The sequence below is a fragment of the Peribacillus sp. S4 genome (assembly GCF_046715815.1).
GTDB classification, from domain to species: domain Bacteria; phylum Bacillota; class Bacilli; order Bacillales; family DSM-1321; genus Peribacillus; species Peribacillus frigoritolerans.
In genome coordinates this window covers 5,545,031-5,558,926 of sequence record NZ_CP175708.1, presented here as the reverse complement: position 1 = coordinate 5,558,926, position 13,896 = coordinate 5,545,031, and the positions used below count along the sequence as shown (strand labels likewise).

Annotated in this window: 12 protein-coding genes; 11 read left to right on the top strand and 1 reads right to left on the bottom strand. The window is 41.0% G+C overall.

The annotated features are described in order from the left end of the window. Positions 1-281 precede the first annotated feature (281 nt). From ACJ9PY_RS26685 to rlmN, 10 genes are all read left to right on the top strand, one after another. Complete coding sequence (locus ACJ9PY_RS26685; protein ID WP_411739326.1) at positions 282-1,700, top strand: peptidoglycan DD-metalloendopeptidase family protein; 1,419 nt, start codon at positions 282-284, stop codon at positions 1,698-1,700. 281 nt (positions 1,701-1,981) lie between these two features. Beyond that, the gene (gene yycF, locus ACJ9PY_RS26680; protein WP_034316131.1) at positions 1,982-2,689 is read left to right on the top strand and encodes a response regulator YycF; all 708 of its coding nucleotides are present in this window, start codon (positions 1,982-1,984) and stop codon (positions 2,687-2,689) included. A gap of 5 nt (positions 2,690-2,694) precedes the next feature. Next, positions 2,695-4,527 carry a cell wall metabolism sensor histidine kinase WalK gene (walK, locus tag ACJ9PY_RS26675; RefSeq protein WP_048685611.1) on the top strand — a complete coding sequence of 611 codons (1,833 nt, stop codon included), beginning with the start codon at positions 2,695-2,697 and terminating at the stop codon, positions 4,525-4,527. Beyond that, positions 4,524-5,861 carry a YycH family regulatory protein gene (locus tag ACJ9PY_RS26670; RefSeq protein WP_411739325.1) on the top strand — a complete coding sequence of 446 codons (1,338 nt, stop codon included), beginning with the start codon at positions 4,524-4,526 and terminating at the stop codon, positions 5,859-5,861. The genes walK and ACJ9PY_RS26670 overlap by 4 nt, the downstream gene beginning before the upstream one ends. Beyond that, positions 5,848-6,642: a two-component system regulatory protein YycI gene (locus tag ACJ9PY_RS26665; RefSeq protein ID WP_328134341.1), complete on the top strand. Its 795-nt coding sequence runs from the start codon at positions 5,848-5,850 to the stop codon at positions 6,640-6,642. The genes ACJ9PY_RS26670 and ACJ9PY_RS26665 overlap by 14 nt, the downstream gene beginning before the upstream one ends. A 6-nt stretch (positions 6,643-6,648) precedes the next feature. After that, complete coding sequence (locus ACJ9PY_RS26660) at positions 6,649-7,443, top strand: MBL fold metallo-hydrolase (RefSeq protein ID WP_034316123.1); 795 nt, start codon at positions 6,649-6,651, stop codon at positions 7,441-7,443. A gap of 271 nt (positions 7,444-7,714) precedes the next feature. Beyond that, positions 7,715-8,935 carry a S1C family serine protease gene (locus ACJ9PY_RS26655; protein ID WP_187050312.1) on the top strand — a complete coding sequence of 407 codons (1,221 nt, stop codon included), beginning with the start codon at positions 7,715-7,717 and terminating at the stop codon, positions 8,933-8,935. A gap of 176 nt (positions 8,936-9,111) precedes the next feature. Continuing rightward, positions 9,112-9,273, top strand: a complete 162-nt coding sequence (locus tag ACJ9PY_RS26650) for a CxxH/CxxC protein (protein WP_065310847.1) — start codon at positions 9,112-9,114, stop codon at positions 9,271-9,273. A 372-nt stretch (positions 9,274-9,645) separates the two neighbouring features. Beyond that, positions 9,646-10,125 (top strand): 23S rRNA (pseudouridine(1915)-N(3))-methyltransferase RlmH, encoded by a 480-nt coding sequence (gene rlmH, locus ACJ9PY_RS26645; protein ID WP_411739324.1) that lies wholly within the window; start codon positions 9,646-9,648, stop codon positions 10,123-10,125. 81 nt (positions 10,126-10,206) lie between these two features. Next, the gene (gene rlmN / locus ACJ9PY_RS26640; RefSeq protein WP_095678798.1) at positions 10,207-11,274 is read left to right on the top strand and encodes a 23S rRNA (adenine(2503)-C(2))-methyltransferase RlmN; all 1,068 of its coding nucleotides are present in this window, start codon (positions 10,207-10,209) and stop codon (positions 11,272-11,274) included. A 59-nt stretch (positions 11,275-11,333) separates the two neighbouring features. Here rlmN and ACJ9PY_RS26635 read toward each other — a convergent pair whose 3' ends face one another. Beyond that, positions 11,334-11,666 (bottom strand): heme oxygenase, encoded by a 333-nt coding sequence (locus ACJ9PY_RS26635; protein ID WP_057278265.1) that lies wholly within the window; start codon positions 11,664-11,666, stop codon positions 11,334-11,336. Between the two features lie 294 nt (positions 11,667-11,960). On the opposite strand from ACJ9PY_RS26635, the gene ACJ9PY_RS26630 reads away from it, so the two are divergent. Further along, positions 11,961-13,409, top strand: a complete 1,449-nt coding sequence (locus tag ACJ9PY_RS26630; protein ID WP_411739323.1) for a DEAD/DEAH box helicase — start codon at positions 11,961-11,963, stop codon at positions 13,407-13,409. Positions 13,410-13,896: the final 487 nt, after the last annotated feature.

Genomic DNA, 13,896 nt, shown 5'->3' with positions numbered 1-13,896 from the left:
CGCTTTTACCCTTGGTGGGCTTAGGCCCACTCCTTTTTCCGCAGTTTATTGAACTGTCCCCATTACCATATCTATTGGTACATGTTGTCACCATTTATACAGTTCTATTACATTATGAAGTCTGTTTCTTGTTTTTTTTCTTAATATGGTAGAGTTATGAGTGATAAAAATCATTATAGAAATCAGTCATAAGCATCTGGATATTTAAATTGGACTAATAAATCTCAAATAAATTTGATTAGTTTCTTAATTGGTGACTGAGCCGTTAAGGAGGACAATATATGTTTAGCTCAAAAGGCAAGGGGATCATCCTGTTGATGGTTTCCGTCATTTTGGTGCTTGCGGGCAATCGGGTAACTGCTGCTGGGATATCGGAAACTACAACCATACAGCATGTTTATCTTAATGATGAGTTCGTCGGCAGTGTGACGGATGAAACGGAAATCGAAAACATCGTAGCCGATAAGGTAGAGGAAGCACAGGAAGATTATCCTGACTTTACATTCGATAAGGAAACACAGTTGAAGTTCGTACCTGAAGAGGTATTCGATGAGGATGTTAAAGAGGATCAGGCTGTTAAGGGAATTCAGGATCAGTTGAATGTGAAGGCCGAGGCGTATGAAATCGACATAGATAACCAGGCGGTCGCTTATGTTGCGTCAAAGGAAGATGCAGAGGACGTTCTGGAGAAAATCACTTTATTATATGTAAATGAAGAGGAATATGCTGAATACGAATCAGATAAAAAAGAAAGTGAAAAAGATGCCGATTCGTTAAAAGAGCCAGGAAGCAGAATTCTGGACATCGAATTTTCACTTCCCGTTACGTTTAAAGAGACAATGGTATATCCGGACGAAATCAAGAGTGTCGATAAAACCCTTTCCATGATAGAAGAAGGAAAGGAAGAAACGACGATCTATGAGGCTAAGGAAGATGAAGATCTTGAAGCCATTGCCAATAGCCATGATATGGACCTGGATCAACTGCTGGAGCTGAATCCGGGACAGGATGAGGACAAAGGTGTTAAAGAGGGCGAGCGTCTCTATGTGACCCAGCGTACCCCCTATGTGAACGTAGTGGTAGAAAGAGAAGTATTAAAGGAAGAGAGAATTCCTTTTGAAAAGAAAGTGAAGGAGGATGACGAACTTCCAAAGGGTGAACTCATTACTGAACAAATGGGAAATGAGGGGATTCTTGCGTTCACCTATAATGTATCTGAAACAAATGGAAAGAAAATCAGTGAATCGATCGTAAAAAAAGAAGTCACGGAAGAAGCTAAAACGGAAATCACCAAAAAAGGCACCAAGGTCATACCTTCACAGGGCAGCGGTACATATTCATGGCCTGCAGATGGGGGCTATATTTCCAGTAAGCAGGGCCAGCGCTGGGGGAAACTTCATAAAGGTATCGATATTGCAAGGCCAGCCACCAGGACCATAACGGCAGCAGATCATGGGATAATCGAAACTGCCGGGAATTCTGGAGGATATGGAAATAAGATAACGATCAATCATAATAATGGGTATAAGACAGTGTATGCCCATTTGGATTCAATAGATGTAAAAGCGGGACAAAAGATTGAAAAAGGCATGAAAATTGGCATGATGGGTTCAACAGGTCACTCGACCGGTGTCCACCTTCATTTTGAAATATATAAAAACGGGTCTCTCGTTAATCCGCTAAACTATATAAGTCAGTAATTGATGGAAGTCTTCGAAAATTATTCGAAGACTTCTTCTGCTTTATTAATAGATGAGAATAATAGGAAAAAGGTGATTTAATGCCTATAAAATGATAAAGTAGAATAGAGACAATTTGCTTTCATTCCGGTGTTCAGCCCCTTTTATTGGGTATATATATGTAACTTTGCTGAAACTAGGTTGCGAAGCTTTGTGCAAGCAGAAGGAAAAGTGAATAAGGTCCCGGATAAGGACACGGTTTTTAATAGATTCAGTTCAGTTATTAAAAAGGAGATAAGTACATGGATAAAAAGATTCTGGTAGTGGATGACGAAAAGCCAATTGCTGATATATTACAATTCAATCTAAAAAAAGAGGGCTACGAAGTTTTTTGTGCTTATGATGGCAATGAAGCCCTCAAAATGGTGGAAGAACGGCAACCTGATTTGATTTTACTTGATATCATGCTGCCGCAGCGCGATGGGATGGAAGTATGCAGGGAAGTAAGGAAGAAGTATGAAACTCCGATCATCATGCTAACGGCAAAAGACTCGGAGATAGATAAGGTGTTAGGATTGGAGCTTGGTGCAGACGACTATGTGACAAAGCCATTTAGTACCCGGGAAATAATTGCCCGCGTTAAGGCGAACCTTAGACGTCAGCAAGCTGTTCCGGTTCCCGATCAAGAAAATGAACCGAAGGAAATTACGATAGGCACGCTCACTATCCATCCGGATGCCTATGTGGTATCCAAGCGCGGTGATACGATAGAATTGACGCATCGTGAATTTGAGTTGCTTCATTACTTAGCGAAGCATATCGGTCAGGTCATGACAAGGGAGCACTTATTACAAACCGTGTGGGGCTATGATTATTTTGGTGATGTACGGACGGTCGATGTAACGGTCAGACGTCTTCGTGAGAAGATTGAAGACAATCCAAGCCATCCTGGCTGGATTGTAACTAGAAGAGGGGTCGGTTATTACCTGCGTAACCCTGAACAGGAGTAGTTTCTATGAAAAAGGTTGGTTTTTTTCGCTCAATTCATTTTAAATTTGTTCTGATTTATGTATTGCTCATTTTCGTGGCGATGCAAATAATCGGGGTATATTTTGTTGGGGAATTGGAAGAAAATCTTGTCGGGAACTTTACGAAATCAATAAAAGGTCACGTTAACCTGCTTACCTACAGTATTGGTGAGGAAATGGAAAAAGAGAGGGGAGAGGAAGATCCGACCCTCGAAGAAGCGATTGATGCGATATTGAAAGACCGGGATAATTCATCGAATGATATTTCGGAAGTACGTGTCATCGACACCCGCAGCAGACGCGTGATCGGAACTTCAGCCCCAGGTAACCAGGATATTGTAGGGAAGAAAACGACAGAGGTCCTTATCAAGAATACACTCACTTTTGGAAAAGAAGATAGTGATGTATTTCGCGATAAGAAAACAGGCAGGAGGCTCTGGGTCCTTTCGACACCCGTTGAAGCAAATGGGGAGGTCATTGGCGCCGTCTATGTAATAGCCGAGATGGAGAATGTCTTTGAGCAGATGGATGAAATCAATAGCATCTTCATGACGGGTACGGCCATCGCTTTGGTCATTACGGCCATCTTGGGGATCTTGCTCGCACGAACGATCACCAGACCCATGTCTGATATGAGAAAACAGGCCCTGGTGATGGCAAAAGGGAATTTCTCCAGAAAAGTCAGGGTATATGGCGATGATGAAATTGGCCAGCTTGCCGTCACTTTCAATAATTTGACCAAAAAACTCCAAGAGTCGCAATCAAGCACAGAAGGAGAGCGGCGTAAGCTTTCATCTGTCCTTGCCAATATGACGGATGGCGTAATTTCAACGGACAGGCGCGGTCGGGTGAACTTGATTAATGAACCGGCGGCACAATTATTGAATGTCTCGAGTGAAACCGTCATGAACCAACCGATCATTGAGGTTTTGGGTCTTGAAGAAGAATATAAATTTGAGGATTTATTGGAAGAGCGAGAGTCCATTATCCTTGATTACAGCAAAAAAAACCGGCCTTTCATTTTGAGGGGGAATTTTTCGGTCATTCAAAAAGAAACGGGATTCGTTAATGGTTTGATCACTGTTTTGCATGATATAACAGAGCAGGAAAAAATCGAGAGCGAACGCAGGGAATTCGTTGCCAATGTATCACATGAACTGCGAACTCCGCTAACGACGATGAGAAGTTACCTGGAAGCATTGGCTGAAGGGGCATGGAAGGACGAGGAAATCGCTCCATCGTTTTTAAGTGTGACCCAAAATGAAACGGAGCGAATGATCAGGCTTGTTAATGATCTGTTACAGCTTTCGAAAATGGACAGTAAAGATTACAGGCTTAAAACCGGCTGGGTGAATTTCAATAAATTCTATGACCACATCATCGATCGTTTTGAAATGTCGAAAAATGATGACATCACGTTTAAGCGTGATTTGCCGAAGGAAGCTTATTTTGTGGATATTGATGAAGATAAAATTACCCAGGTTCTCTATAATGTAATCTCCAACTCATTAAAGTACTCACCTGAAGGGGGTCAAGTGACTTTCCGCGTCAGGGCATCTGATGGCTTTATCATTGTGAGCATTACAGATCAAGGCGTGGGTATCCCGAAAAACGTCATTGATAAAATTTTCGACCGCTTCTACCGTGTGGATAAAGCAAGGGCCCGTAACTTAGGCGGGACAGGGCTTGGTTTAGCGATTGCAAAAGAGATGGTCGTGGCGCATGGCGGGAAAATATGGGCGGAAAGTGTGGATGGAAAAGGAACTACCGTGTTCTTTACACTTCCTTACGAACAGGAAGAAGAGGATGATTGGTCATGAATTTTGAACGTGCAAAAAGTATCATACTGATTATTTTGGTTGGGACAAGCATATTTTTGACATGGAGCATTTGGACGTACGAGCCTGAGTATGATCCATTTGAACAATCGTCGGAATTTATAAAGATTAAAAGCGATGTCCAGATTGTCAGTGATGTCATTAAACCAGTCAGTATCCTTTTCCATGGCAATGGGCAGCATTTCCAGACTTCCAGCCCGGTAGAAATCAATGAAATGGAAAATGAATTTTTACAATGGCGTTTCAGCGGTTTAAAAGAGGTATCCGTAAAAAGGCTGCAAAGGAAATTTGACGATTTTGTTCATGAAGATGGATCGATCGAAATCGAATTCTCCGATGATATCCCCATCTCTCTTTATAAAACGGTATTGAATATAAGGGATAAGGAAGTGCCTGAATTTTCGTTTGATCGAATCATCATTAAACAAAAGGATATCAGCGGTAATGAATCTGCCGTTTATTTTGTTTCCTACGATCAAGAGGAGGTTTATCAAGGTTTGGTCGATTCTAAAAAGCTAAGGAATTTCATGGATTCATTTTATAGGGGTTCCTATGATAAGCATCCTGAATACGTTGCTGAAACGATAAACAGCAAAAGGACGCTGTTCGTCCCGGAAAACCCAGTGGAAATCAACAAACTTGAATATTATATTGACTATTTGGATATTGGAAACTTGAAAAATGCGTTATTTAGTTTTCCGAAGTTCGTTCGCCAGGAATCGGTTTCGGTCGGTGAGGAATATACGGATGGAACAAGACTTATGACGGTCAATAAAGAGAATTACTTAATTTCTTATATAAATCCGGCACAAAAGAGCAAGTTATTTGACAGTTCCAGTGACCTTTTGCAAAAAAGCATCGATTTCATCAATGATCATGCCGGTTGGGAAAATAACAATTACCGCTTTGCCTATATGTCGGATAATGAACAACGAGTGGTATTCCGCTTATTCGTAAATGGTTATCCGACCTTCAATGAATCTGGAATGACAGAAATCGAGCAAATTTGGGGGAAAGAAGAAATTTATAGCTATGACCGCCCATACTTTTCACTTGACTCAGTCCTCCCGTCAGAAGGATCGCCAAAGACTTTACAAAGCGGTAAAGAAGTAATTAATCAGCTGAAATCGAAAGATAATATCGATTTCAAAAGCGTGGAGGACATCTCGATTGGCTATAAACTGAATAAATCCCTCGATTCCAAACTTGTAACTCTAGTTACACTCGAGCCCACTTGGTATTATCGTATCGGCGATAAATGGTTTATTGTGCCTTTTGATGAAGATACGGGAGGCGATCAAAGTGGATTGGAATAATACAAAGTCGATTTTCATCATGGTTTTCTTCGTTTTGAATATTTTTCTTCTTTATCAATTCCTGGAAAAGATTAATGACTCCCAGTATGAAAGTTTCACGGAGTCATCAACGGAAGAACTGTTGAAAGAAGATGAGATTTCAATAGAAACCCCACTTCCGAAACAAAAGTCGGATCAATTCCTGATTGCCAAAAGCAAGACTTTCGAGAAGAAAGATATACAGTACCTGAAAAATCAAAAAGCAAAAATCATCGATGATAAGAAACTTGTGGGTACATTTAAGATACCAGTTGGCATGAAAGCGGAAATTAATGCTGCAGACCTTGATATATTCCTGAAGGAGTATATATTAAAAGGAAATGAATATCGTTTTTGGAGCTATGATGAAATAAGCCAGACCATCACCTGCTATCAAGTGGCAGATAAAAAGATGTTTTATAATAATAGTAAAGGGAAGGTCACTTTATATCTGAACAAGAAGGGTGAAGTCGTTTCCTATGAACAAATGTATTTAGAGGGGATCGAAAAATTCAATAAACCTAAAGTATTGACATCTGCTGTAAATGCTATCGGAGCATTATATCAGAATGGTGATATTGATCCCAAAAGTAACGTCACGAATGTAAAATTGGGATATTACAATTCGTTGCAGACGACATCTGTGTCACATTTACTTGTGCCAACATGGTGGGTGGTCATTGATGACGAAACGGATCTCTTCGTGAATGCTTTTGATGGAGAGGTCATTGAATTGAATACAGAAGAAAAAATACTGGAGTGAGTATAGATGACAATGCATTTTAGTGTTCTCGCAAGCGGGAGTACAGGAAATGCCTTTTTCGTGGAAACGGAGGATCAATCATTCCTCGTCGATGCCGGCTTAAGCGGTAAAGCCCTGGAAGCATTGTTTCAGGATATAGGCCGTGATATGTCCAAGCTATCCGGTATCCTTGTTACCCATGAACACAGCGACCATATTAAAGGTCTTGGCGTGGTTGCCAGAAAACATAAACTCCCGATATATGCGAATGCAAAAACATGGAATGCCATGGAGCGATCGATCGGTGAAATTGCAACCGAACAAAAATTTACATTTGAAATGGAACAGGTCAAAACGTTCGGCAGCCTTGATATAGAATCTTTCGGCGTTTCACATGATGCGGCAGAGCCGATGTTTTACGTCTTTCATCATGAAGATAAGAAACTTGTGGTCATTACCGATACAGGGTACGTAAGCGATCGGATGAAAGGAATCATCTCAAATGCCGATGCTTATGTATTCGAAAGTAACCATGATGTGTCCATGCTGAGGATGGGAAAATATCCATGGAGCATCAAGCGCCGGATTTTAAGTGATGTCGGACATGTTTGTAATGAAGACGCTGCCCTTGCAATGAGCGAAGTGGCCGGTGATAAGACCAAGCGGATTTACTTGGCCCACTTAAGCCTTGATAACAATATGAAGGATCTAGCAAGAATGTCGGTGGAACAGACGTTAAAGACAAAGGGAATCATCGTGGGTGAACAATTTTCCTTATATGATACTGACCCGAAAAGACCAACGGAACTTGTTACATTATAAATGAAAGGAATGGATGAGGGATACCTTGTTCATTCCTTTTTTATTTTTAAAAATTTCGATTCGTAAGTTACGAATCGGATTAAAAGGGGTATCGTTTGGTTAGAACTGTATAGGTAAAAGGAAAAGGGCTGATACTAGTCAATTTTATATTGCCCCTTAAATTAAGCATGCATTTTTTTAGAAAAATTTCGGTAAATGAGTATAATTGAGGGAGGATACCAAACAATAGAATTGCTATAATACATTACTAAAATGAGAGGATGGGGCGGTCTTGGGTTATTATGATCAGAATGATGAGAACCAAAATAAACGGAAAAAAAGCCATACGAGCTATTTTCTAGCAGGCTTGGGGGGCGCCATCATCGGGGCCTTACTTATTTTATTAGCCTTTCCGGGAAGCGGACTGTTAAATAACGATGAAAAAGAAAGTACAACGGAAAAACCAACGGAGAGAAGGACCACGGAGCAGTCCCAGCAAAACCTTACTCTTGATGTAACAAGTGCCGTCACCAATGCCGTTGATAAAGCCAGCGATGCAGTGGTCGGCATCACTAACATTCAGGAAACGAACTTCTGGGGTCAAGGGGGCAACGCCGAGGACAGTTCGGCAGAAGCCGGCACTGGATCTGGAGTCGTCTACAAGAAAGATGGCGGCAAGGCCTATATCGTCACGAATAATCACGTCATTGAAGGAGCTAATGAACTTGAAGTGACATTAAGTGATGGCACTAAATTGCCAGCTGAACTACAAGGCAGTGACCCATGGACAGATTTAGCCGTCATTGTCGTTAATGGTGAAAAAGTCAAAACCATTGCTGAATTCGGAAACTCTAGCAAATTGAAACCTGGTGAGCCCGTCATTGCCATTGGCAATCCATTAGGCCTTCAATTCTCCGGGTCGATCACACAAGGGATCATCTCCGGTTTGGAGCGCACGATAGAGGTAGATATCAACGAGGACGGACAAGTGGATTGGAATGCGGAGGTCATCCAGACCGATGCGGCGATTAATCCAGGTAACAGCGGAGGGGCACTCGTTAATATGTCAGGGCAGGTCATCGGAATAAATTCGATGAAGATTGCAGAAAATGCAGTGGAAGGAATCGGTCTTTCCATTCCGATCGATTCAGTAATCCCGATTATTAATGATATAGAGGAATTTGGTGAAGTGAAACGTGCTTTCTTGGGTGTTAACCTGGCATCTGTAGAAGAAATTTCCCAATACCATCAACAAAATACATTAAAGCTGCCAAGGAAAGTTACTTCAGGCGTTGCAATAACAGGCGTTCAAAGCAACTCTCCAGCATCCAAAGCAGGATTGAAGGAATTTGACGTCGTAGTTGGAATGGATAATGAAAAAATCCATGATGTCGTGGAATTAAGAAAATACCTTTACAATGAAAAACAAGTCGGTGATAAAGTTAAAATCATTTATTACCGTGACGGAAAGAAAGAAACAACGGAAGTCACGCTTTCAAGCAGCGAAATTTAAAGAACAAAAGGACAGGGGGCAGAAAATGCCTCCTGTCCTTTCTATTTCCTTGCGCTTTTCTTATTTTTTGTTACGATTACCTGTGGATATATACTGAAATTAAAGATCTCAAGTGACTTGTGGATAATTGGGAATGGAAGTACCGGGAATAATGAATGGGAAAGGAGATATGAAAGATGAAATTATATTGCTGTCAGGAACACGTGGACATGGCGCTGGATGAAGTGGTATACGAATGTGAAACCTATCCTGTTTTAACGCTTGTTCCCGAAGAAAATCAGTTATCAACAACCTGTGAATATTGTCGAAACGTGGCAATATATCTAGTAGGGAACTAATATTCCCATACAAGATGTGGATAGATTTTGTGGATATGTGGATAACTTTTGTGGATAACATGTTTGTAACCTGTTCTTAACCTGTTCTTAACATTTTCCGAAGATTAAAGCGGCGGGTGGAATCGTTTAGATCCAAGCATTAGGTAGTATGAATAATCAAGATAATTGTTCGGATTGGAACTAAGTCCAGCCGAATATCTTCAATAATGAAAGTTACCGTTGCCGCTTTCAGGGGCAGCGGTTTTTATTATAAAAGCATTAAAAATTGGAAAGGATATGCTTGTTTTGCTTATAGGTCACTGTAAGGTATGATAATAGGTAGGCAAATCCAACAATTGATAGTAAAAACATAATGAAAGCTAGAGGATATATATGAAAATAACGATTATTACTGTTGGCAAGCTAAAGGAAAAATACTTAAAGCAAGGAATTGCTGAATATACAAAAAGGTTAAGCTCCTATGCTAATATAGAACTTGTGGAAGTACTGGATGAAAAGGCTCCGGAGAACCTGAGTACAGCGGACATGGACATTGTAAAGCAAAAGGAGGGTGAACGAATCCTGGCCAAAGTCAGCCCGGACACCTACGTAATAACGCTTGAGATCAATGGAAAACAGCTTACCTCAGAACAGCTGGCCACTCATATGGATCAGCTCGCCACGTATGGAAAGAGTAAAATTGCCTTTATTATTGGCGGGTCGCTTGGACTTGGCACCGAGGTGTTATCAAGAAGCGATTATGCCCTTTCCTTCTCGAAAATGACCTTTCCGCATCAATTAATGAAATTGGTTCTTGTGGAGCAAATATATCGGGCTTTTCGGATAAATAGAAATGAACCATATCATAAATGATAGAGACTGATTCCGGGGGAGTTCCCCTTAATGTAATGGGTTAAAGTATTAAATCTTAATGTAATGAAAAGAGGGTAACGAATGAATAAAGAGTCCATTTATGGTTTAACATTCGAACAATTGACAGCGTGGCTTTCGGACCATGGCCATAAAAAATTCAGAGCTTCCCAAGTCTGGGAGTGGCTTTATAGAACACGTGTGACGAGTTTCTCTGAAATGACGGATGTTAATAAAGAGTGCATAAAATTACTTGAAGAGCACTTTGTCATCCAGACTTTGACTGAGCACGTCAAGCAAGAAGCAGCGGATGGCACGATCAAGTTTCTGTTTAAATTACAAGATGGCAACCTTATCGAAACGGTTATGATGAGACATAAATACGGAATTTCGGTTTGTGTCACCACCCAAGTGGGCTGTAATATTGGCTGCAGTTTCTGTGCCAGTGGGTTATTGGCCAAAAGCCGTGATTTATCCAGCGGGGAGATAGTGGAACAAATCATGAACGTTCAACTGCATCTTGATAAATTGGAAAAAGGTGATGTTGTAAGCCATGTTGTTGTAATGGGTATTGGCGAACCGTTCGATAACTTCGAAAATATGTTAGACTTTTTGAAAGTGCTCATGGACCATAAGGGTCTTGCTATCGCGGGCAGGCGCATTACTGTTTCGACAAGCGGTCTTGCCCATAAGATCTATGAATTCACCGATACTCAATTACAGGTGAATCTGGCCATCTCATTGCATGCGCCGAATAATGAGCTCAGGACACAAATCATGAAGATAAACCGAGGCATCCCAATAGAAAAATTGATGAAATCTCTTGATTATTATTTAGAGAAAACGAATAGGAGAATTACGATCGAATATATCCTATTGAAAGATGTCAATGACCATAAAGAAGAAGCCGAGCAACTTGCCGATCTTCTTGATGACAAAAAACATCGTCTCTATGTCAACCTGATCCCATATAATCCTGTAGATGAGCATAGCCAATACCAAAGAAGTGACAAAGAGTCCGTTCTCTCGTTTTATGATACGCTGAAAAAGAGAGGCATCAATTGTAAAATCCGCCAAGAACATGGAACGGATATTGATGCGGCTTGCGGTCAGCTTAGAAGTAAACAAATCAAAAAAGCCGAAGCTAAGTAAATTCATTAATAAACAAAAAGAGGACGCAAATTTTGCGGCCTCTTTTTTGTGTGATTTCATTATTTAGCTATTTCCTTTACCGAGGCGACTTCATACGTTGTAAGCTCGCTGCCTAGAATTGGAGATTCTTTTTTTGCTTCTCCGGAACCTGGTTCAGGCCGTTTATGTGCAGCTTTGAATGCATCGCTATTTCTCCAAGCCGTAAAGTTATCAAGGTTTTCCCAGTACATATTAACGCTAAGCTCATCGTGATCCGTCAAATTCTGCGTTAATAATACTTCAACTTTTACGAAGCCTTCCATCGTATCAAGTGGACCTGGTGCAGTAAATCCTGGGGCCATGACTGCACCCATCCCTTTTTTGACTCTGATTCTATTCGTTACGATTATCATTTTGAGTCCTCCTTTTGGCCATCGGTTTGGAATATACACCCTTTATTTCCGCAATTTCATACATATTTTAGCATATTGAAAGAAGCAGGGTCCATTTTGATTAACTCCAATCATGTGGGCCCTGAAGACATTGTTTCAATGAAGACGGACGGTTCATTATATTGAAATAGAACTATTGAATTTGGATATTACAAGGTTTATTGGTGCATATCGCGTATAATAGAACTCTGTATAAGGAAATTACGATTATGGGAACAATAAAGCAACATACTAAACAACAAAAGAGGCTGTTATATGAATGAATTGAGTTTTACTGACTATACATTAAGCGATGAAATTGTTAGGGCATTAGAAAGCTTGGGATATCAACATCCAACCGAAGTACAGCGCGAAGTGATTCCAGTGGCGCTGAAAAAGCGGGATCTTGTCGTTAAATCGCAAACAGGAAGCGGCAAGACCGCTTCATTCGGCATACCGATCTGCGAAATGGTCGATTGGGAAGAAAATAAGCCTCAGGCGCTTATTTTAACACCGACACGTGAGCTCGCTGTACAGGTAAAAGAGGATATTACGAATATTGGCAGATTTAAGAGGATAAAGGCTACTGCAGTTTATGGAAAACATCCATTCGCACTGCAAAAAGCGGAATTGAAACAAAAAAGCCATGTAGTCGTCGGAACCCCGGGTCGTGTTCTGGATCATATCGAGAAAGGGACATTCGCCTTGGAACGCTTAACTCATTTAGTTATTGATGAAGCGGATGAAATGCTGAATATGGGCTTCATCGAACAAGTGGAAGCCATTATTAAGGAGCTTCCGAAAGATCGAGTAACCATGCTGTTCTCTGCTACGTTACCTGAGAGTATAAAAAAACTATGCAAGCAATATATGAAAGATCCTTTGGATATTGAAATCAAAGCAAAGGGTTTAACGACGGAGAAAATTGAACATGCCCTTATTGAAGTGAAAGAAGATGATAAGTTTTCCCTGCTTAGAGACGTAACCATCATGGAAAACCCCGATAGCTGCATCATTTTCTGCCGGACGAAAGATAGGGTGGACCAAGTATGTGAACAGCTGCTGGAACTGGAATATCCGTGTGACATGATTCACGGCGGCATGCTTCAGGAAGATCGCCTTGCAGTGATGAATGAATTCAGAAGAGGTGAATTCCGCTATTTGGTTGCAACAGATGTTGCTGCCCGTGGAATTGACATCGACAATATAACCCATGTAATTAACTATGACCTGCCATTGGAAAAGGAAAGTTACGTACATCGAACAGGAAGAACGGGCCGTGCCGGTAAAAAAGGAAAGGCCGTTACTTTTATGACGCCGTACGAAGACAAATTCCTTACCGAGATCCAAGGATATATCGGTTTTGAAATCCCTAAGATGACTGCTCCATCTAAAGAGGAAGTTTCCAATAACAAAACGGAATTCGAAGCCAAACTGGAAGCCCGTCCAAAAATCAAAAAAGATAAAAGTGAACAATTGAATAAACAAATCATGAAGCTGTATTTTAATGGCGGCAAGAAAAAGAAACTCAGGGCTGTGGATTTTGTCGGAACCATCGCTAAGATTGATGGAGTGAATGCAGAGGACATCGGGATCATTACGATCCAGGATAATGTTTCTTATGTAGAAATATTGAATGAAAAGGGACCGCTTGTCTTGAAAGTGATGAAAAATACGAAAGTGAAAGGCAAACTTTTGAAGGTTTCAGAGGCCTTTAAGAACTAAAGATGTCGAATGAAGGAAGCGGGAAGACCGAAAATCGGTCTTCCCGCTTCTTTTTTATGGCTTGGGACAGGAACTTTTCGACCACCGGGGGAAAATTCGACCTACACACAGATAATTCGCCCTCCCCCGAAATGATCGGTCCTCACTGAATTAGTAGTTTTTTTGTTTATGAGGAGGTTAAGATTCTTTCTCCAAATTCTGTTTAACCGTCAAAACAGAGTGGTATATGAGGAAGGATAATGCAATTATTTCGAAACAATAAATACATCTGTTTGTAGAAAAAAGGGGTTTATCTAATTTTAAAACAAAGTTGATTGGAACGTAAGGTGCAGGACTCCTGCGGGAAAAGCGAGTCCAGGGGAGACCCCGCAGGCGCAAAGGCGCCGAGGAGGCTCACGGACCGCCCGCGGAAAGCGAGTGCCTGGAGTCGAAGTCAACAATCCTGTAGACAATAAACAACGCGATTTAATCTGAATTCTTAGACATG

Bases quoted from the DNA above. Each gene is read 5' to 3' on its own strand.
- ACJ9PY_RS26685 (WP_411739326.1), top strand. From the start codon at position 282: ATGTTTAGCTCAAAAGGCAAGGGGATCATCCTGTTGATGGTTTCCGTC.
- yycF (WP_034316131.1), top strand. From the start codon at position 1,982: ATGGATAAAAAGATTCTGGTAGTGGATGACGAAAAGCCAATTGCTGAT.
- walK (WP_048685611.1), top strand. From the start codon at position 2,695: ATGAAAAAGGTTGGTTTTTTTCGCTCAATTCATTTTAAATTTGTTCTG.
- ACJ9PY_RS26670 (WP_411739325.1), top strand. From the start codon at position 4,524: ATGAATTTTGAACGTGCAAAAAGTATCATACTGATTATTTTGGTTGGG.
- ACJ9PY_RS26660 (WP_034316123.1), top strand. From the start codon at position 6,649: ATGACAATGCATTTTAGTGTTCTCGCAAGCGGGAGTACAGGAAATGCC.
- ACJ9PY_RS26650 (WP_065310847.1), top strand. From the start codon at position 9,112: ATGAAATTATATTGCTGTCAGGAACACGTGGACATGGCGCTGGATGAA.
- rlmH (WP_411739324.1), top strand. From the start codon at position 9,646: ATGAAAATAACGATTATTACTGTTGGCAAGCTAAAGGAAAAATACTTA.
- rlmN (WP_095678798.1), top strand. From the start codon at position 10,207: ATGAATAAAGAGTCCATTTATGGTTTAACATTCGAACAATTGACAGCG.
- ACJ9PY_RS26635 (WP_057278265.1), bottom strand. From the start codon at position 11,666: ATGATAATCGTAACGAATAGAATCAGAGTCAAAAAAGGGATGGGTGCA.
- ACJ9PY_RS26630 (WP_411739323.1), top strand. From the start codon at position 11,961: ATGAATGAATTGAGTTTTACTGACTATACATTAAGCGATGAAATTGTT.